Source organism: Pseudomonas sp. (assembly GCF_049590575.1).
Classification (GTDB): Bacteria; Pseudomonadota; Gammaproteobacteria; order Pseudomonadales; family Pseudomonadaceae; genus Aquipseudomonas.
In genome coordinates, this window is the sequence record NZ_JBAWDE010000099.1 from 45844 (window position 1) to 64682 (window position 18839).

Consider the following 18839-nt stretch of genomic DNA (forward strand, 5'->3'; position numbering starts at 1 on the left):
CGTTGAAATCGCCTGGAACCACCCCCGAGGGAACACACATGGACCGCAAGCTGATTGACACCCTACTGATTGAGCTGCTGAACCTGCCCGAAGAACGCCGTACGCCCGAAAAAATTTTGGCCAACCTCACACTGGCCGCCAGCGCTGCTGGCATTTCCCTCGAAGCCAGCGCCGCACCGCTGCAGATCGAACACCTACAACTGGCGGCTGCTCTTGACCATCTCGTAATCGATCTCGGCCCCAACTATCGGGCCCGCGCCATGCTGCGCCTCGGCTATGGCATTGAGGGAGTTGAGCTAGGTGCCGTGCTCGAACCGCTAGACAGCACCTCCCCACTGCCGCGCTTCGTGGCCTTTGGCAATACAGCACGCACAGCATTGGCAGCTATCAACCGCGATATTCGAGCCAGTAACCAACCCCATGCTAAAGCAGCGCCGCAACGTAGGCCCGGAAAGCTGACGCTCGGCACGCTCAAGGCCCAAGTAGATAAGGCGAACGCAGCATGACGGCCTCTGTACAGCGCGAACTGCGCCTGCCGATAGCGCCCAGAAGTCAAACCGTTGACCTGCTGTACCGAACCCTCGGGGATCTGCTCGTACCCGTCGAACAGGTACGTGAACGTTACTTCAGCAATCTAAACCAGGACAACTTCACTCGCGCACTGACAAGTGGCCGTGTAGCGCTGCCCATCACCACTCTGGATACCAGCGCTAAGCGCCCCCGATTTATCGACATCCGCCATCTGGCCATCTTCATTGATACGCAGGCCGATGCCGCAGATGAGGTGCTGACGAGCACTCAACCCCAGCCAGATTAGCGATGACACTTTAACCGATGCACTTCGGTAACAACTGAAACACCGCGACCGCTGCACCACCAGCCAAGCGGAACACAACAGTAGGAGCAAACCACATGACGGCATTTGAAATTTTCGCATTGATCAGCTTCGTAATTGCACTCGCCATTCTGTATTGGGTCGGGTATCGAGGCGGATTGAAGGATGGCTGGAGCGAAGGCTACGACGACGGCCACGCTAAGGGCTACATCGAGGGCATTGAGGAGGGCGAGTCGACGGGCGCTACTTCTCTCGAAAACGCCACGCGGCGATGTGAACGTCTGGAATGGATTTTGATACGGGAGCCTCAGGACCGTCAGATCCTGACGGACATCGCGGGAGAACTCAAACTCGCCGCCGAAACATTCCGCGCATTGCACTCCGAAAGCCACGCCACTCAAGCACTCGTTTTGCGTGACCACGCTTTGAACATGGCCGACGAGTTGAATGCATTCCGCCAGGGGGATGTGACATGAGCAGTGCCATCCCGATGCTGCGTCTGACACCTCAAGCCGCCGGAACGCTGCAACAGCAGTACACCAAGGCTATGAAGGAACTGAGCGCAATGACTCGCCATAACAAAGAGTTCGACCGGCAACTGAAAGCGCTGATCGGTTACGACGCACTCCGCGAATTGCATAAAGCAACTGACAACGCCCTGCTGCTGGCCGATCTCGTGAAGGAGGCCGCATGAACTGGATCCTCACCCACACCGGCAAGCGTTTTGATCTGTTCGAGCCTGACGCCGACATGATTGATCCACGGGACATCTCCCACTCACTGGCACACCTCTGCCGCTTCAACGGGCATACACGAGAGTTCTACAGCGTGGCGCAACACAGCTGCATCGTCGCCGAGCTGGTGCCGGAAGAACACAAGCTCGCCGCCTTACTCCATGACGCGCCAGAGGCGTACCTGGGCGACATGACCAAGCCACTTAAGCAGTGGATACATGCATACCAAGACTTTGAAGACTGGGTATGGCAACGCGTGTGCCAGCGCTTCGACATTGCTGCGGAACTTCCTGCATGCGTTCACCAGGCCGACTTGATTGCGCTGGCCACCGAACGCCGAGACCTCATGCCAACCGATCCGGCTATCTGGGATTGTTTGGTCGGCATACAACCCATGGCTGAAATCATCCGTCCATGGCCTGCCGCTGAAGCCCGACTCACCTACCACCAGCGCCTGATGGACCAACCCGCTGTCGAACATCGGAGGAAAGCGGCATGAAGAATCAACAGGAAAACACCAGCACCCTGCCCGCTTTGCTCCGCAGCACCAGTGGTGTCGACACTTCAGAAACAAACAGTCTCTGCTGCGCAGCAGCAGGCATTATTGCGCCTTCCAGCGCCACTGCCGAGGCACGTATACCCCACGAAAAGCTGCGCGGTGCAGCGGTCAGTGATGCAACGCTTACCGCTTCGGGACGCCCGCCCGCGCAGCCTGTCGTGGGGTATACGCACGCTTCGCGACATATAAGCATGGCTCAGCCGAAGGGGTGCCGTATGACCGTCTTCCTTCTGCTGTACCTGTGCACAGACGCCAGGGGCATTCCGGTCGGGTGGTTTCCAATGCTGGTGATGAAAACCACTGGCATTGCCGAGCGGCCCGCGCCAATGCCCACGCCGGATGACCGAGAGGAATTAGTTGGTCAGTTGGCTGACGAGATTGGTCGGCTTGGAATGTGCTCGGCTGCTGACCGTGAACTGTTCGAGCGGATCATCGACGCAGACTATCGCAAGCAGGTGGCATCATGAGCGCAGTAGAAAAACTCGACGTCTTCATCACCCCAGGCGCTTGGTTTCGCCAAGATCTGCTGTACCCAGTCTTCGGCCTAAGCACCGAAGCGGTTCGCAAATACCGTTCCCGAGGTCTGTGGCTGGAGGGAAAGCACTGGCGTTACGACCCAGCTAACGTGATCGTCTATAACCGCGCGGCCATCGAGCGCTGGATGGAAGGGAAGCCATGATCGACAAGATGCCAACTGGCGTGGAGATGAACGGTAAGCAACTCCGCATCTGGTTCATCTTCAACGGTCAACGGTGCAGAGAACCCCTGGAAGGGATCTCCAAGGTAAACAAGGCCGCGATCGCCTACGCCGACAACAAGCGCCGTACCATTCTCGCGGAAATCAAAGAGGGCCGCTTCGACTATGCGGCCCACTTTCCCAACTCACCAAGAGCTGCCATGTTCACGGGGACTGGCGGTCCATCGCTCAAGCGCACCGTAAAGGAAGGCATTGACCGCTGGCTGGAGGTTCAACGCGCGCTCAAAGCGTCGAGCACCGTCATCAACTACGTTAGTAAGGCTGTGCACGTCGAGAAGAAATTCGGCAAGCGTCGAATCGTCGACATCAGTAAGAGCGACATCGAGTTGTTTCAAGCACAGTTACTCAAGCAAGGCCTGGCGCCGAAGACAGTGAATGACATTTTTACCGTCGTCCGAGGTATCTGGGCCGATGCATTCGGCGATGGCATCCTGAAAGCTAACCCGCTCGACAGGATCAGTAACGTCGGATCGGACGTCGACCTGGAGCACGCCGACCCTTTTAGTCGTACCGAGATCATGCTGATCGGCGAAGCAGATCCTGACCGCCGTGCTGACACCCGAATGATTGAGTTCAACTGCTGGGCCGGATTGTCCCTTTCCGAACTCATAGGGCTCGCCGTTGAAGACGTAGATCTTGAAGCCGGCCTCGTACACGTCCGCCGCGCATTGGTCGTGGGAGAATTCAAAGTCCCCAAAGAGCGCTCCAGAGTTCGAGCCATCGAACTCATAGACCCAGCCCTCGAACTGATGCGAGAGATAGTTGCCGCCGCGAAGGAAGCTGTAGCGGAAGAGATCTCCGTAATCCAACGCGACAACATCACATCCAAAAAGATGAAAGTCAGGTTCCTTTTCCGCAGTTCAACCAGCGGTTTACTTTGGAACGGCAAGACATTGAGCAACTGGTTCACCGCCCATCTGAAAAAAGCAGAGGTCCGCCACCGAGGCGCCAACCAATGCCGCCACACGTTTGCCAGCCAGATGCTGTCAAGTTACGTTCCGGTCGAATGGGTGGCCAGGCAACTGGGTCACGCCGATACGACTATGGTGCGAAAGCACTACGGGAGATGGATACCGAAGGACACCAAGAGCATGGCGGGTATCGTGTCAAAAATGTTGGGGTTTAGGACGGACTAGAGCGGTATACAGGGAAAGGTTTTTGCCCTAAAAATGCCCTAAATGATGTGAAGAAAACGAAAAAGCCCCTGTAATCTCTAACGATTACAGGGGCTTAGTCTTATTCAATAATGGCGGAGAGATAGGGATTCGAACCCTAGGTACCGGTGAAGGTACAACGGATTTCGAATCCGTCCCATTCGGCCACTCTGGCATCTCTCCAACGGCGCGCATCATAACAGCCTGTTTCGTGGAAGCAAAGCGCAAAAGCGTTTTTTTTCCGTGCTATCAGATGCTTGCGTCGATTAAAGCGGTACGCCGAGACGGTTGGCGACTTCTTCGTAGGCTTCGATAACGTCACCGAGGCCCTGGCGGAAGCGGTCTTTGTCCATCTTCTTCTTGGTGTCCTTGTCCCACAGGCGGCAGCCGTCCGGGCTGAATTCGTCGCCCAGGACGATGGAGCCGTCGTGGAACACGCCGAATTCCAGCTTGAAGTCCACCAGCAGCAGGCCGGCGTCGTCGAACAGCTTGCTCAGCACGTCGTTGACCTTGAGGGACAACTCCTTCATGCGGGCCAGTTGCTCGGCGGTGCCCCAACCGAAGGCCACGACGTGGGATTCGTTGATGAACGGGTCGCCCTTGGCGTCGTCCTTCAGGAACAGTTCGAAGGTGTAAGGGTTGAGCTTGAGGCCCTCTTCCACGCCCAGGCGCTTGACCAGGCTGCCGGCGGCGTAGTTACGCACGACGCACTCAACCGGGATCATGTCGAGCTTCTTGACCAGGCACTCGTTGTCGCCCAACAGTTTGTCGAATTGGGTCGGAATGCCGGCCGCTTCGAGCTTCTGCATGATGAAAGCGTTGAACTTGTTGTTCACCATGCCTTTGCGATCAAGTTGTTCGATACGCTTGCCGTCGAACGCCGAGGTGTCGTTGCGAAACAGCAGGATCAGGCGGTTGGCGTCGTCGGTCTTGTATACCGACTTGGCTTTGCCGCGGTAGAGTTCTTCACGTTTTTCCATGATGGGCTCCGCTTTGAGTGAGGTGGGCTAGGCGATATGTCGCCAGTCGAGCCCTGAATCTTGATCGGCCAGTTGCAGCCAGTCCGGGTCGCACCCGAGGGTGTCGACAAAACATTGCCGGGCAAGCGTCGGCAGGTTGTTCTTGCTGCTCAAGTGGGCCAGGACCAGGTGTTGCAGGTCTTGCCAGCCCAACTCATACACCAGGTACGCCGCCTGATGGTTGTTCAAATGCCCAAATTGCCCGCCGACCCGCTGCTTGAGAAAGGCCGGGTAGTGACCGCGAGCCAGCAGGTCCCGGCAGTGGTTGGACTCGATCATCAACGCATCGAGGTTCCGGTAACCGTCCAGCACCTTGGCGCAGTAGGAGCCCAGGTCGGTGAGCACGCCGAAACGCCGTTCTCCGTCACTGAATACGTACTGCGTCGGCTCCTGGGCATCGTGCGCCACGGCAATCACATCGACGCTCAACGCACCAATCTGCAACGTTTCGCCACCTGCCAGGAAACCTGCGGGTTCAATGGGTTTGCGCATCCCGCGCAGAGTGCCGCGACTGAGGTACACCGGGAGATTGTAGCGCCGAGACAGCAAACCCACGCCATGCACGTGGTCGGCATGTTCGTGGGTCACCAGAATCGCGCTCAGCTGCGCGGGGTGAACCCCGAGGCGCAGCAAGCGCCGCTCGGTTTCCCGTAACGAGAAACCACAATCCACCAGCACGTACGTGTCGTCATGGGCGACCAGCGTGCCGTTCCCTTGGCTACCGCTGCCGAGAACGGCAAAACGCATTCGATCAGCCCAGGTTGTCCTGAATCACGCCCAACACTTTGCGCGCTGTTTCAGCTGGCGCAACGGTATTGATGTTTTTCTCGACGGTGACCTGCACATTTTCGCCAACCTTGCTCAGGCGAACCTGATAACGCTCGGCGCGGGTTTCGATTTCTTCCTTGGTCGGCGTGCTGCCGAACAATTTGCCGAAGAAACCTGGCTCGTCGTCTTTGCGCTCGGCTTTTTCAGCCACGTTGATGTAGTACAGGCCCAGGCTACGGTTAATGTCTTCAACGCGCCAAGGCCCTTGCTCCAATGCGCGGCCAACGCTGGCCCAGGCACGGTCGAGGTCTTCACCCAGGTTCAGCACCACGTTGCCGCTACCGTCTTCGGTGAGGCTGACGCGGCTCGGGGTGTCGTAATCACGCGCGGCGAGCAGGGAAACCGAACCGCCCTTCTCGGAGATACGGCTCATGCTGGCCAGCATCTCGTCGACCAGCGCCGAGTCGACACCGGTGTTGACCGAGCGGTTGGTGAAATCGACGTTGGCCGTGCTGCCAGCCGGGCGCTCGGCGCTGACCACATAGACTTCACTGGTGTTGCGTTGCACGCCAGGCTCGATGCGTACGCGCACACGGGCTTCGCTGTCGGCGGCTACACCGCCGGCCTGCAAGCGCTTGGCCATGGTCGCGGACAGCTCGCTGCCCCGCTGCCAGGCAGTGGTGAACTCGCCGGTCTGCGGGCGCTGCTCGTCGATGCGAAAGCCGTTGTCCTGGAAGAACTGCACCGCCACCGGCCAGACTTCGGCAGGTGGGCGCTGAGCCACGATCCAGCGCGAGTCGCCGCTCTTCTGCAGGCTGTAGTCGCTGGCGTCCGCCACGGCCGCGATCGGCTGTGGACGTGGCACCACGTACTCACCCTTGGTGGTGTCGTCGGCAACGTTGCGTGGAATCGGCAGCAATGGGTCAAGACGCTTGGCGACGTTGACGCCCGGCGGCAATTCCATCGGTTTGGTAGGTTGCGCTTCCAGGTAATCGCTGCCGCGGTCACGGAAGTAGCCTTCCGGCCCCCAGACCCAACCGCAGCCACTGGTGCTGGAGATAATCAAGGCAAGTGCGGAAAGTCCGGCCAATCGCTTCATGCGTAGTGCTTCCTCAATTAAACCAGGACGCCGGACTGGCGCAGGGCCTGTCGCAGCGGTTCGTGACAGGCTTCGCTGAGACGGGTGAGCGGCAGACGGATACCGTCCGGCATCAGGCCCATCTCAAACAGCGCCCATTTCACGGGGATAGGGTTGGATTCGATAAACAGTGTCTTGTTGAGCGGCATCAGCTTTTCGTGGATCGCGCGGGCGGTCACGGCATCGCCGGCGATGGCGGCGGCGCACATGTCGCTCATCGCACGCGGAGCCACGTTGGCGGTCACGGAGATGTTGCCCTTGCCGCCCAGCAGGATCAGCTCGACGGCGGTGGCGTCGTCACCCGAGTAGAGCAGGAAATCGCTGCTCACACCGGCCAGGATATCCTTGGCGCGCTGCAGATCGCCGGTGGCTTCCTTGATACCGATGATGTTCGGCACGCTGGACAGGCGGATCACGGTCTCGGCCTTCATATCGCAAGCGGTACGGCCGGGAACGTTGTAGAGGATCTGCGGGATAGCAACGGCTTCGGCGATGGTGCGGAAGTGCTGGTACAGGCCTTCCTGGGTCGGCTTGTTGTAGTACGGGGTTACCAGCAGGCAGGCATCGGCACCGGCCTTCTTGGCGTTTTTGGTCAACTCGATCGCTTCACGCGTGGAGTTGGCGCCCGTACCGGCGATCACGGCGATACGGCCCGCGACGCGCTTGACCACGAATTCGATGACCTGGATATGTTCTTCCACATCGAGGGTGGCCGACTCACCTGTGGTGCCGACCGCCACGATGGCATTGGTGCCTTCTTGCAGGTGGAAGTCCACCAGTTTGCCAAGGCTGTCCCAGTCGAGATGACCTTGTGCATCCATGGGTGTGACCAGTGCCACCATACTGCCCGCAATCATGCAACCGCTCCTGCCGGAAAAAGAGAGCCGTAATGGTACTGGCGCCAAGATGCTTGTACAAGCGAAGTACCGTCTGACGATGCGTTCTGGATCAACTAAACGACGGGCAATGCCATCATTGGGCCAAAGTGCAGGACTTGGCACCGGAAAATTCAGCCGTTCACGCAATGAAAACGCCACCTCCTATCCCTTGGCGACGCTTTTCGCTACCCTTCATCCTTTGATCGATACAGCCCTCACCGTATCGACCGCTCATCGTTTTAGGAAGGCTGCATGTCCACCCCCACAGTTCGCGAACAATTCCTTGTTATCAGTGCCCTCGGCGCCAACCCCATGGAGCTGACCAACGTCCTGTGCCGCGCCAGCCATGAAAACCGCTGCGCCGTCGTGACCTCCCGCCTGACCCGCCATGGCGAGTGCAGCGCGCTGGTGCTGCAGATCTCCGGCACCTGGGATGCTCTGGCACGCCTGGAAACCGGCCTGCCGGGCCTGGCCAAGAAGCACGATTTCACCGTCAACGTTGTACGCAGTGCGGCCCTGGAGAACCGTCCCCAGGCCCTGCCTTATGTGGCGTATGTCAGCTCGGCCTACCGCTCGGACATCGTCAATGAGCTGTGCCAGTTCTTTATCGACCATAACGTCGAGCTGGAAAACCTGACCTGCGACACCTACCAGGCCCCGCAGACCGGCGGCACCATGCTCAATGCCACATTCACCGTGACCCTGCCCGCCGGCGTGCAGATCAGTTGGCTGCGCGACCAGTTCCTGGACTTTGCCGATGCCCTGAACCTCGACGCACTGATCGAGCCTTGGCGCCCACAGAACCCAATGTAAGGAAGCTTTCATGGCTGTAGTCATCGATAAACCGGTAGCCGATTTCGAAGCGCAAGCCACCAGCGGCCAGACCTTCAGCCTCGCGGCCCTCAAGGGCAAGCAGGTGGTGATCTACTTCTATCCGAAGGACAGCACCCCAGGCTGCACCACCGAAGGCCAGGGCTTCCGTGATCAATATGCAGCGTTCAAGGCTGCCAACACCGAAGTGTTCGGCGTGTCCCGAGACAGCGTGAAGTCCCACGAGAACTTCAAGGGCAAGCAGGAATACCCCTTCGAGCTGATCAGCGACAAGGACGAAGCGGTTTGCCAACTGTTTGATGTGATCAAGTTGAAGAAACTGTACGGCAAGGAATACCTGGGCGTGGATCGCAGCACCTTCCTGATCGACAGTCAGGGCGTGCTGCGCCAGGAATGGCGCGGTGTGAAAGTGCCCGGGCATGTGGATGCCGTTCTGGCAGCGGCGCAGGCTTTGAACAAAGCTTGAATCACAATTGGGGCGAACACTGGTTCGCCCCAGCCGTTACAACAACGGCGCAACCACCGGCTCTTTCCGCGGCCACGCATCCAGCACCGCCTTGAACAGCGTAGCCAGGGGAATCGCAAAGAACACCCCCCAGAATCCCCACAGCCCACCAAACAACAATACCGCGCAAATAATCGCCACCGGGTGCAGGTTGACTGCCTCGGAGAACAGCAACGGTACCAGCACGTTGCCATCCAGGGTCTGGATAATGCCGTACACCGCCATCAAATAGATGAACTGATCACTCCAGCCCCACTGGAACAGCGCGATCAACATCACCGGCACCGTCACCACTACCGCGCCGACATACGGCACCACCACCGAGACGCCCACCAGCAAGGCCAGCAGCGCCGCGTAGTTGAGGTCCAGGGCTATAAAGGCAATGTAGGTGACACCCCCGCAGATAATGATCTCGATGACCTTGCCGCGAATGTAATTGGCGATCTGCCGGTTCATCTCTTCGGCTACTCGCGTAATCAACGCGCGCTCACGCGGCAGGTAGCCACGCACCCAGCGGCCGATCATTGCGCGGTCCTTGAGGAAGAAAAACACCAGGATCGGCACCAGCACCAGGTAGATCATGATGTTGACCAGCAATGGCAGGCTGGACAAGGAAAACGTCAGCGCCCATTGGCCGAATTTTCCGATCTCGCCGCGCGCTACTTCGATGGCCTGCAACACTTGCTCGTCCGACACCAGGTGTGGGTAGCGCTCAGGCAATAGCAGCAACAGTGATTGCCATTTGGCGAGCATGCCCGGCAATTCGTTGAACAAGGTGATCAATTGGTGCCACAGCAGCGGCAGCACTACCACGATAAACACCACCAGCAAGCCCATAAACAAGGCGAATACCAGGCCCACCGCAACCCCGCCTGGCAAGCGCAATCGCTCCAGGGTAGTGACCAGCCCCTGCATCAGATAAGCCAGCACCATCCCCGCCAATACCGGCGCCAGCATGCCGCCCAAGGTGAGCACGGCCGTAAAGGCCAGAAACAGCAGGACGGCCAGCACCACGGCTTCTTCATCGGAGAAGTAGCGCTGGATCCAGTCTCGTAACACTTTGAACATCAATCAACCTCGGGTGGTGGGCGAACGGTTCAGGCCTTGCGCAACCAGTAACGGTACTCACCGGCGACGTCTTCTTCATGCAACAGGGTATGCCCCGCCAACTTGGCAAACGTGCGGAAATCACGCTGGGAGCCCGCATCGGTAGCGATCACCTTGAGCACCGCCCCACTCGCCAACCGGTTGAGTTCCAGCTTGGCCTTGAGCAAGGGCAACGGGCAATTGAGGCCGCTGGCATCGAGTTCGGCATCAAAGGCTACAGCGTCGGTCATGTTTTTACTCCGGGCACGCATTCGGGCTGCTTAGAATATCTGGTCCGAAGCTCAGTGTCCGGCTACAGTAAGCTCTTTGTCGAAAGGCTCTGTGCATGACTTTTTTGCGCCCTACCCTGCTGACGCTGGCTTGCCTGCTGGCCTCCCCAGGCTTCGCCGACGACTTGCCGTCACTCGGCGACGCCAGTTCTGCCATTGTCTCGCCACAACAGGAATACCAGCTGGGTCGGGCATGGCTCGCGTACTTGCGTGGCCAGGTCTCGCAACTCAACGATCCGCAGCTCAAGGATTACGTCGAAACCAGCGTGTATAAACTGGTAGAGACCAGCCAGGTCAATGACCGGCGCCTGGAGTTCATCCTGATCAACAGCCCGCAACTGAACGCCTTTGCCGCCCCCGGCGGGATTGTCGGAGTCAACGGCGGACTGTTTCTGAATGCCCAGACCGAAGGCGAATACGCCTCGGTACTGGCCCACGAATTGGCGCACTTGTCTCAACGTCACTTCGCCCGCGGCGTTGAAGCACAACAGCGCATGCAGCTCCCGATGATGGCCGCCTTGCTCGGCGGCATTATTGCCGCTGCAGCAGGGGCAGGCGACGCGGGGATTGCCGCGATTGCCGGCACCCAGGCTGCTGCAATCCAGGAACAACGGCGGTTCTCCCGTCAGAATGAACAAGAGGCCGACCGCATCGGCATCCTCAACCTGGAAAAAGCCGGATACGACCCGCGTTCGATGCCGACAATGTTTGAACGTCTGATGCGCCAGTACCGCTTCGATGCCAAGCCGCCGGAATTTCTGCTGACGCACCCGGTCACCGAATCGCGTATCGCCGACACCCGTAACCGCGCCGAACAAGCCAAGCCAGGCGGCAAGGAAGACAGCCTGCGCTATCAGCTGATCCGCGCCCGGGTGCAACTGCAATACGAAGACACACCAGGACTTGCCGCCAAGCGCTTCCAGGCGCAGCTGGACGAGAACCCGAAAAACGATGTGGCACGCTATGGCTTGGCTATCGCGCAGATCAAGGGCTCCCAGTTCAAAGAGGCTCGCGCAAATCTGGCGCCGTTGCTGGCCAGCGCGCCTAACGACATTACCTATAACTTGGCACTGATCCAGCTGGATATGGACAACAACAAACTGCCGGATGCACAACAGCGCACCGATCGGATGTTGACCCAATATCCCGGCAACTACCCGCTGAACCAGATTCGAGTGGACCTTCTGCTTAAACAGAACCGCACCGCCGATGCCGAAAAGGCCTTGGACGGTTTGCTCAAGTCTCGCCCGGACGATCCGGATGTGTGGTACCAGGTCGCCGAAACTCGCGGCCAGTCGGGCAACATCATCGGCCTGCACCAGGCGCGCGCCGAATACTTTGCATTGGTCGGCGACTTCCAGCAGGCCATCCAGCAACTGGACTTCGCCAAGCGTCGCGCTGGCAGCAACTTCCCGCTGTCGTCGCGCATTGACGCACGCCAGCGTGAGCTGATCGAACAGGAACGCCTGGTGAAAGGAATGATGAGCTAAGCCTATCGCCCATAAAAAAGCCCCACTTTCGTTAAATGAAAGTGGGGCTTTTTATTGGCGTGCAGCGAGTGGATTACTCAGCCAGTTTGAAGGTAATGAAGCTCGCACGCCCTTGACGCAATACGCGCATCGACACCGAACGATTCTTCGGCAACGCCTTGGCGATGTCGGTGAACTGTTTGGTGGAGTCAATCGCTTGATTGTTCAGGTGGGTGATCACGTCGCCTGGCTGCAAGCCGATCAGAGAGGCAGGACCGTCCTGCACTTCCTTGATCACCACGCCGCTCTTGAGGTCGAAGGTCTTCTTCTGCTCATCGGTCAGCTCGGCCACCGCAATGCCCAGGCGATTGCTGCTGCGCTCGGCGCCAGGTTTGGTGTTACCCAGTGCATCCAGGGCGGCACCCTCTTCAGGGATGGCACCGACGGTCAGCTCAACGTTCTGGCGCTTGCCTTCACGAATCACTTCCAGCTTGGCTTTGCTGCCGGCTTTGAGTGCGCCCACCAGGTGAGGCAGGTCGGCCGACATAATGATTGGCTGACCGTTCATGCTCAGGATTACATCGCCAACCTGCAGGCCGCCTTTGGCAGCCGGACCGTCGTCCTGGATCTGCGCGACCAGGGCACCGGCCGGCTTGTCGAGGCCGAAGGATTCAGCCAGGTCTTTGTTGACCTCCTGGATGACCACGCCCAACCACCCGCGGCTGACTTTGCCGCCGGTTTTCAGCTGGTTGGAAACATCCATGGCCACATCGATAGGGATGGCGAACGACACGCCCATGAAACCACCGGAGCGGGTGTAGATCTGCGAGTTGATCCCCACCACTTCGCCCGCCAGGTTGAACAGCGGACCGCCAGAGTTACCCGGGTTGATCGGCACGTCGGTCTGGATGAACGGCACGTAGTTTTCGTTGGGCAGGCTGCGGCCAATGGCACTGACGATACCTTGGGTCACGGTATGGTCAAAACCAAACGGCGAACCGATAGCCACTACCCACTGCCCGGCTTTGAGGTCTTGGGATTTACCCAGCTTCAGCACGGGCAGGTCCTTGCCTTCAATTTTCAGCAAAGCGACGTCAGAGCGTGGGTCAGTGCCCACCAGCTTGGCTTTGAGTTCACTGCGATCAGCCAGGCGCACGAGAATCTCGTCGGCGTCGGCAATCACGTGGTTGTTGGTCAGGATGTAGCCATCCGGCGAGATGATGAAGCCAGATCCAAGGGACTGGGCTTCACGCTGACCCCCACCACCGCCACGCGGGGTGCGCGGTTGCGGCATACCGCGCTCAAAGAACTCGCGCAGCATTGGCGGCAGGCCTTCAAGGTCCGGCATCTGCTGGTTGGAGACTTTACGATCCGGCAGCTTCTGCGTGGTACTGATGTTCACCACGGCAGGTGAGGCTTGCTCAACCAATTGGGTGAAATCAGGCAAATCGGCTGCTTGCGCAGGCAAGGCCTGACCCAACACCAATACCGTGGCGACTATGGATAGGTAAGACTTCAAACGTGGCATCGACATACAGCTCCCGTTACGACGAGCAGGGTTGAGCGACAGGGTTCAAGAAACGCCGAAAACTGCGACCGACATCTTTGTTCCGCGAACAAAACAAGGCCAGAGCCGACAGGCTCTGACCTATAAAAAACATAAGAGATTTTTGCAAGTGAAAATGCTGATCCGGACATTTCATGCTCTCGGCAGCCAACCTGGCATGGGTAGACACTGAAAGATCAGGATGAACATAGGATTAACAGCTCACGGCTTGGCGGTTGGTTTTTTTTCACCACGTACCGACAACGCAATGCGCTCGGCGGTGCCTATAGGGATTTCGCCAACGACCGTTACCATCATTTCGCCGTCCACCGTGTTCAGGCGACGTGATACGGCCACCGTCGGTCCGAGCTGGGTGCGGGTTTCGGTGACGCTTACGTCACTGATGGGTTCAAGGAACACCGAGAAACGCGCCAGCCCATCCTCATACATCAGGCTGTCGACCGTGACTTTGGTCTGGGTGTCCTGGCGTGCACTGCTATTGGTCAGCTGAAAGCCCGGCGGCAACCACTCCATGTGCCAGGTTTCCATCGGGACCACGTCTGGCGCCTTGCTATTAGCAACGGAAATAGGCGTGCAGTCACGGGTAGGCTGCAAATCGCGCTCAGCGGGCGTGGTAGACGTGTCCAACCTGGTGAACTGGAAACGCTCCAGCAACTGCCCTTGGTCATTCAGCAAAAGTGACTTCAGAGGCAGTGCGGTTTCACGGTCCAAATGCAGCTCAAACCCGTAGCGGTACTGGTCACGCGGTGTGATCGACACAATTACCGCATTTCGACCGGCCACGCGAGATTTGCCGATGACGGCCAGTTCATAGAATTGATTGAGTTTTTGCGGATCAAGCGCACGTGAAGGTGCATCACGTGAGTTACCAATACCTGCGACAAGGGTGCCGCTGACGCATTGAGTACGACCATCCAACCTCACAACTTCCTGAGCAGAACCGTCGAGCTGCAATAGCCGCTCACGAACCTGACCATCCTGGACACGATGCCAGATGTCATGGGTAGAAAAACTGCCGTTACGTTCGTAGACAAATGTGCCTTGAAAGCTTTGCTGCTGCTCAGCACGCCCAAGTCGAGTCAGCCAATCTTGGGCTTCATCGGCAAGGGCGGGGAGTGCAAACCAACCACTGAGCAAAAGCGTAAGGAGCGGTATGGCGCGCATAGGGCTCCTTAACGGTTTAGCGGTTTTCCAGGCTTGCGGCACGAGCGTATGGCAGAGCGCTTTCAGTGCCTTTCAAGGCTGATTCCTGTGCGTGTTGGCGCAGGTAGCCCGGAAGGCGCTGGTCCTGCCAGCCAGATTGCCCTTGCAGAACACCGTTGGCCATAGGACCAGTGCTATCAGAGCTTTCCTTGTAGCCGGCGAGTACCGCAGGGCCTTTGACTTGCGGACCGGCCATAACTGGCTGTTGAGTCTGCTGGGCCAATTCGGCACCGGCGATTTCGTCCTGGTTGTACAGGCGAACACCCGCCAGCACTGCGACAGTCACCGAGGCAGCCACTGCCAGGCGACCCAGGCTACGCCACGGACCACGAGCAGCTTTTGCCGGAACGGCTTCATCAGCCAGCGCGGCAGAAACAGCCGCAGCAATATCCAGACGAGGGATTAGAAGATCCTTGTGCATCACCGCCCGAGCGACTTGGTAACGAGACCAGGTATCACGGGTTTCGGCATCATCAAATGCATTGAGCACTCGACGAAGTTCCAGTTCATCCGCTTCGTTATCCATCACTGCGGACAGCGATTCCTGCAGGGCATCACGACTCATGGCGGTTCCTCTCTTGGCTGTCGCCGCTGTCTTTAGTTTTCCTGCAACAACGGTTGCAAGGCTTTATCGATGGCTTCCCGGGCCCGGAAAATCCGTGACCTTACAGTCCCCACCGGACACTGCATGACGCTCGCAATGTCTTCGTAACTCAGACCATCGAATTCACGTAAAGTTAACGCCGTACGTAAATCTTCTGGCAGTTGCTGAATTGTGCGATGAACGGTTCCTTCGATCTCGTCGCGCAGCAATGCACGCTCCGGCGACTCGAGATCTTTGAGGCCGTGGTCACCATCGTAAAATTCCGCATCTTCTGAACTAACATCACTATCCGGTGGGCGGCGCCCGCGAGACACCAGATAGTTCTTCGCCGTGTTAATGGCGATGCGATACAGCCACGTATAAAACGCACTGTCACCGCGGAAGTTGCCTAGTGCACGATAAGCCTTGATAAAGGCTTCCTGTGCAACGTCCTGCGCTTCATGGGTGTCGTGCACAAACCGCACGATCAACCCGAGAATTTTGTGCTGGTATTTCAGCACTAGCAGATCAAATGCTCGCTTGTCGCCGCGTTGAACGCGCTCGACCAGCTGCTGATCCTCTTCCTGGGTTAGCATGAACACTCCTCGTAGTGCTTGAAGGAGGCTTGCATAACTAAACGATCAGGCTTGCAAACATAGACTCGGACTTTTCGCAAAAGTTCTCCCCCTCCAAGCAAGTTTCCGGCATGCACTGATTTGGCACACACGAAAAACGCAGCACGGGCAATGCCGACTGCGCGAATAATCTTGTCGTCGGTTTTCTGACGCGTCCAATGCTCCCGACGGGCCAATAAACTCAACGTTTTCCCAGCTTTCGGGCAACCTGCTATTGAGTCGGGGCTTATGCAAAAAGTTCCCGCTTCAATAACCAGCTGATTCTACCCGAGCCGCGCACCGTAATCTCACATTGCCACGAATGCCCGGCTATTGTGCCGCTCCCCCCCTCTATATACTAGTGGCCCGTGTGACCCTTTGATTCGCCGATCCAGGCGTCCTGTTTGCGCCAACCCATTGGATCGCTTTTTGCGGAATCCTTCAAATGAGCCAACAGTTTCAACACGATGTCCTGGTGATCGGTAGCGGCGCGGCCGGTTTGAGCCTGGCACTGACCCTCCCCAGCCACCTGCGCATTGCTGTATTGAGCAAAGGCGACCTGGCCAATGGTTCGACATTCTGGGCCCAGGGCGGTGTAGCCGCCGTGCTGGACGACACCGATACGGTGCAATCCCATGTCGAAGACACCCTCAACGCCGGCGGTGGCCTGTGCAACGAGGACGCGGTGCGCTTTACCGTGGAGCACAGCCGCGAGGCAATCCAATGGCTGATCGACCAGGGCGTGCCCTTTACCCGCGACGAACACGCCGGCAGTGACGACGGCGGCTTTGAGTTCCACCTGACGCGTGAAGGCGGCCACAGCCACCGCCGCATCATCCACGCGGCCGATGCCACCGGCGCCGCCATCTTCAAGACCCTGCTCGAGCAAGCACGCCAACGGCCCAATATTGAACTGCTGGAGCAACGCGTCGCCGTCGACCTGATCACCGAAAAACGCCTGGGACTCGACGGCGAGCGCTGCCTCGGTGCCTATGTGCTCAATCGCGCCAGCGGCGAAGTCGACACCTACGGCGCGCGCTTCACCATCCTGGCATCGGGCGGGGCAGCCAAAGTTTACCTCTATACCAGCAACCCCGACGGTGCCTGTGGCGACGGCATCGCCATGGCCTGGCGCTCAGGCTGCCGGGTGGCCAATCTGGAGTTCAACCAGTTCCACCCCACGTGCCTGTATCACCCACAGGCCAAGAGTTTCCTGATTACCGAAGCCCTGCGCGGCGAAGGCGCACACCTGAAACTGCCGAACGGCGAGCGTTTCATGCAGCGCTTCGACCCGCGCGCCGAGCTTGCGCCGAGGGACATCGTGGCCCGCGCCATCGACCACGAAATGAAGCGCCTGGGCATCGACTGCGTCTACCTGGACATCAGCCACAAACCCGAAGCCTTTATCAAGACGCACTTCCCGACCGTCTACGAACGCTGCCTCGCGTTCAATATCGACATCACCAAAGGCCCGATCCCCGTGGTACCGGCCGCGCACTACACCTGCGGCGGCGTGATGGTCGACCAGCACGGGCGTACGGACGTCCCCGGCCTGTATGCGATTGGCGAAACCAGCTTCACCGGCCTGCATGGCGCCAATCGCATGGCCAGCAACTCACTGCTCGAATGCTTCGTCTACGCCCGCTCGGCAGCGGCGGACATCCTCGCGCAACTGCCGCGCATTCCGGTGCCGGCCGCCCTGCCCCGCTGGGACGCCAGCCAAGTCACCGACTCGGACGAAGACGTGATCATCGCTCACAACTGGGATGAGCTGCGGCGCTTCATGTGGGACTACGTGGGGATCGTTCGCACCAACAAGCGCCTGGCACGCGCGCAGCACCGGGTTCGGCTGCTGCTGGACGAGATTGATGAGTTCTACAGCAACTATAAAGTCAGCCGTGACTTGATCGAGCTGCGCAACCTGGCCCAGGTGGCGGAACTGATGATCCGCTCGGCCATGGAGCGCAAGGAAAGCCGCGGCCTGCATTACACCCTCGACTACCCGCAGATGTTGCCCGAGGCGCGCGACACTATTCTGGTGCCAACCACCTACGGCGGCTGAACTTCAGCCGTACCCGCAGGCGCCGGTGCACATCGGCGGCCTGCGAATCCATTGGCACACAGATAGACCGCGCCCACCATTGCCCCGGCAGCCGATAGCGCAGTATCACCACCAGCGGCAGCGCCAGACTTTCCGGCCGCAGCTGCACACTGTGCCAGCCCCGCGCGACACTGAACAACTGCCAGCCGTCATCATCGCGGCGCAGGCCACGAATCGACGAACGGTGAGTCAACAGAATGTGGCGCGGCAACACCCACGCGGCGTGCGCCAGGCACACCAACATGCCGAGGCTTGAATAAGGGAGATCGAGTAAAACCAGCGAGCCCAACGCGAACAGTTGGGCAAGGAGATACGCCGCCAGCAACAGCCGTGAGGCCTGCCAGCGGCATTCGAAGCGGTTATTTGGGCTGGACACGGTCCAGGATGATCCGAACCATGCGCTGCAACTCCGGATCTTCAGATTCGGCGCGTTCCATGAACCAGCCGAACATGTCCTGGTCTTCGCAAGTCAGCAGCCTGACGTAGAGGTCGCGATCCACCTGGTTGAGCGTCGCGTACACCTCTTTGGTGAAAGGCACCAGCAACACATCCAACTCCAGCATGCCGCGACGGCTGTGCCAGTAGAGGCGATTGATTTCTACATCTTCGACCATGGAGCCCTCCTCAAATAGAGCGCAAGTATACAGGCCCGGCGGCACCGGAACAGTCGGCTTTGGTCGCCCCATACGGAAACTATCCATTTACCGGGCGCCCCTCTATGATGCACCCATGACTTTTTGACCTGCGA

The 18839-nt window shown here is 58.7% G+C and carries 24 protein-coding genes and 1 tRNA gene; 12 read left to right on the forward strand and 13 right to left on the reverse strand.

What is annotated here, in order from left to right; all coding sequences use genetic code 11:
• Nucleotides 1-38: 38 nt before the first annotated feature.
• The 8 genes from WBR57_RS07905 (at nt 39) to WBR57_RS07940 (ending at nt 4021) form a co-directional block, all read left to right on the forward strand.
• A complete protein-coding gene (locus WBR57_RS07905; RefSeq protein ID WP_424083347.1) occupies nt 39-506 on the forward strand; it encodes a hypothetical protein in 468 nt (155 codons plus the stop codon).
• Complete coding sequence (locus WBR57_RS07910; RefSeq protein ID WP_408013935.1) at nt 503-817, forward strand: pyocin activator PrtN family protein; 315 nt, start codon at nt 503-505, stop codon at nt 815-817. Before WBR57_RS07905 ends, WBR57_RS07910 begins: the two co-directional genes overlap by 4 nt.
• Before the next feature lie 95 nt (nt 818-912).
• Entirely contained in the window at nt 913-1311 is a 399-nt protein-coding gene (locus WBR57_RS07915; protein WP_141605295.1) for a hypothetical protein, read from the forward strand.
• Nucleotides 1308-1529, forward strand: a complete 222-nt coding sequence (locus WBR57_RS07920; RefSeq protein WP_141605294.1) for a hypothetical protein — start codon at nt 1308-1310, stop codon at nt 1527-1529. The genes WBR57_RS07915 and WBR57_RS07920 overlap by 4 nt, the downstream gene beginning before the upstream one ends.
• A complete protein-coding gene (locus WBR57_RS07925; protein ID WP_424083348.1) occupies nt 1526-2068 on the forward strand; it encodes a phosphohydrolase in 543 nt (180 codons plus the stop codon). The genes WBR57_RS07920 and WBR57_RS07925 overlap by 4 nt, the downstream gene beginning before the upstream one ends.
• Entirely contained in the window at nt 2065-2595 is a 531-nt protein-coding gene (locus WBR57_RS07930; RefSeq protein ID WP_424083349.1) for a hypothetical protein, read from the forward strand. Before WBR57_RS07925 ends, WBR57_RS07930 begins: the two co-directional genes overlap by 4 nt.
• Nucleotides 2592-2807 (forward strand): excisionase family protein, encoded by a 216-nt coding sequence (gene xisR, locus WBR57_RS07935; protein WP_424083350.1) that lies wholly within the window; start codon nt 2592-2594, stop codon nt 2805-2807. Before WBR57_RS07930 ends, xisR begins: the two co-directional genes overlap by 4 nt.
• Complete coding sequence (locus WBR57_RS07940; protein WP_424083351.1) at nt 2804-4021, forward strand: Arm DNA-binding domain-containing protein; 1218 nt, start codon at nt 2804-2806, stop codon at nt 4019-4021. The genes xisR and WBR57_RS07940 overlap by 4 nt, the downstream gene beginning before the upstream one ends.
• Nucleotides 4022-4132: 111 nt before the next feature.
• On the opposite strand, the gene WBR57_RS07945 is transcribed toward WBR57_RS07940, so the two are convergent.
• The 5 genes from WBR57_RS07945 to dapA form a co-directional block, all read right to left on the reverse strand.
• Nucleotides 4133-4222, reverse strand: a tRNA-Ser gene (locus WBR57_RS07945).
• A gap of 83 nt (nt 4223-4305) precedes the next feature.
• On the reverse strand, nt 4306-5019 hold the full coding sequence (purC, locus tag WBR57_RS07950; protein ID WP_010212191.1) for a phosphoribosylaminoimidazolesuccinocarboxamide synthase: 714 nt from the start codon (nt 5017-5019) through the stop codon (nt 4306-4308).
• A gap of 27 nt (nt 5020-5046) precedes the next feature.
• Nucleotides 5047-5805 carry an MBL fold metallo-hydrolase gene (locus WBR57_RS07955; RefSeq protein WP_424083352.1) on the reverse strand — a complete coding sequence of 253 codons (759 nt, stop codon included), beginning with the start codon at nt 5803-5805 and terminating at the stop codon, nt 5047-5049.
• 4 nt (nt 5806-5809) lie between these two features.
• The gene (gene bamC, locus WBR57_RS07960; RefSeq protein WP_424083353.1) at nt 5810-6925 is read right to left on the reverse strand and encodes an outer membrane protein assembly factor BamC; all 1116 of its coding nucleotides are present in this window, start codon (nt 6923-6925) and stop codon (nt 5810-5812) included.
• Nucleotides 6926-6942: 17 nt separating this feature from the next.
• The gene (dapA, locus tag WBR57_RS07965; RefSeq protein ID WP_424083354.1) at nt 6943-7821 is read right to left on the reverse strand and encodes a 4-hydroxy-tetrahydrodipicolinate synthase; all 879 of its coding nucleotides are present in this window, start codon (nt 7819-7821) and stop codon (nt 6943-6945) included.
• Between the two features lie 273 nt (nt 7822-8094).
• Here dapA and WBR57_RS07970 point away from each other — a divergent pair, with 273 nt between their 5' ends.
• Both WBR57_RS07970 and WBR57_RS07975 read left to right on the forward strand, forming a co-directional pair.
• Nucleotides 8095-8655 (forward strand): glycine cleavage system protein R, encoded by a 561-nt coding sequence (locus WBR57_RS07970; protein WP_003172487.1) that lies wholly within the window; start codon nt 8095-8097, stop codon nt 8653-8655.
• A 10-nt stretch (nt 8656-8665) separates the two neighbouring features.
• On the forward strand, nt 8666-9139 hold the full coding sequence (locus tag WBR57_RS07975) for a peroxiredoxin (protein WP_424083355.1): 474 nt from the start codon (nt 8666-8668) through the stop codon (nt 9137-9139).
• Nucleotides 9140-9175: 36 nt separating this feature from the next.
• On the opposite strand, the gene WBR57_RS07980 is transcribed toward WBR57_RS07975, so the two are convergent.
• Complete coding sequence (locus tag WBR57_RS07980) at nt 9176-10246, reverse strand: AI-2E family transporter (protein ID WP_424083356.1); 1071 nt, start codon at nt 10244-10246, stop codon at nt 9176-9178.
• A gap of 29 nt (nt 10247-10275) precedes the next feature.
• Nucleotides 10276-10515: a sulfurtransferase TusA family protein gene (locus tag WBR57_RS07985; RefSeq protein WP_424083357.1), complete on the reverse strand. Its 240-nt coding sequence runs from the start codon at nt 10513-10515 to the stop codon at nt 10276-10278.
• Between the two features lie 95 nt (nt 10516-10610).
• Here WBR57_RS07985 and WBR57_RS07990 point away from each other — a divergent pair, with 95 nt between their 5' ends.
• The gene (locus WBR57_RS07990) at nt 10611-12044 is read left to right on the forward strand and encodes a M48 family metalloprotease (protein ID WP_424083358.1); all 1434 of its coding nucleotides are present in this window, start codon (nt 10611-10613) and stop codon (nt 12042-12044) included.
• Nucleotides 12045-12117: 73 nt separating this feature from the next.
• Here WBR57_RS07990 and WBR57_RS07995 read toward each other — a convergent pair whose 3' ends face one another.
• From WBR57_RS07995 to rpoE, 4 genes are all read right to left on the reverse strand, one after another.
• Entirely contained in the window at nt 12118-13557 is a 1440-nt protein-coding gene (locus tag WBR57_RS07995) for a DegQ family serine endoprotease (protein WP_424083359.1), read from the reverse strand.
• Nucleotides 13558-13791: 234 nt separating this feature from the next.
• A complete protein-coding gene (locus tag WBR57_RS08000; RefSeq protein ID WP_424083360.1) occupies nt 13792-14754 on the reverse strand; it encodes a MucB/RseB C-terminal domain-containing protein in 963 nt (320 codons plus the stop codon).
• 16 nt (nt 14755-14770) lie between these two features.
• The gene (locus WBR57_RS08005) at nt 14771-15358 is read right to left on the reverse strand and encodes a sigma-E factor negative regulatory protein (RefSeq protein WP_065882095.1); all 588 of its coding nucleotides are present in this window, start codon (nt 15356-15358) and stop codon (nt 14771-14773) included.
• 32 nt (nt 15359-15390) lie between these two features.
• Nucleotides 15391-15972 carry an RNA polymerase sigma factor RpoE gene (rpoE, locus tag WBR57_RS08010; RefSeq protein ID WP_003172477.1) on the reverse strand — a complete coding sequence of 194 codons (582 nt, stop codon included), beginning with the start codon at nt 15970-15972 and terminating at the stop codon, nt 15391-15393.
• A 463-nt stretch (nt 15973-16435) separates the two neighbouring features.
• Here rpoE and nadB point away from each other — a divergent pair, with 463 nt between their 5' ends.
• Nucleotides 16436-18052, forward strand: coding sequence for an L-aspartate oxidase (gene nadB, locus WBR57_RS08015; RefSeq protein ID WP_424083361.1), 1617 nt, complete (start codon nt 16436-16438; stop codon nt 18050-18052).
• On the opposite strand, the gene WBR57_RS08020 is transcribed toward nadB, so the two are convergent.
• Nucleotides 18021-18467, reverse strand: coding sequence for a hypothetical protein (locus WBR57_RS08020; RefSeq protein WP_424083362.1), 447 nt, complete (start codon nt 18465-18467; stop codon nt 18021-18023). The two genes, nadB and WBR57_RS08020, sit on opposite strands and share 32 nt — an antisense overlap.
• Nucleotides 18451-18705, reverse strand: a complete 255-nt coding sequence (locus WBR57_RS08025; protein ID WP_122540887.1) for a succinate dehydrogenase assembly factor 2 — start codon at nt 18703-18705, stop codon at nt 18451-18453. Before WBR57_RS08025 ends, WBR57_RS08020 begins: the two co-directional genes overlap by 17 nt.
• Nucleotides 18706-18839: the final 134 nt, after the last annotated feature.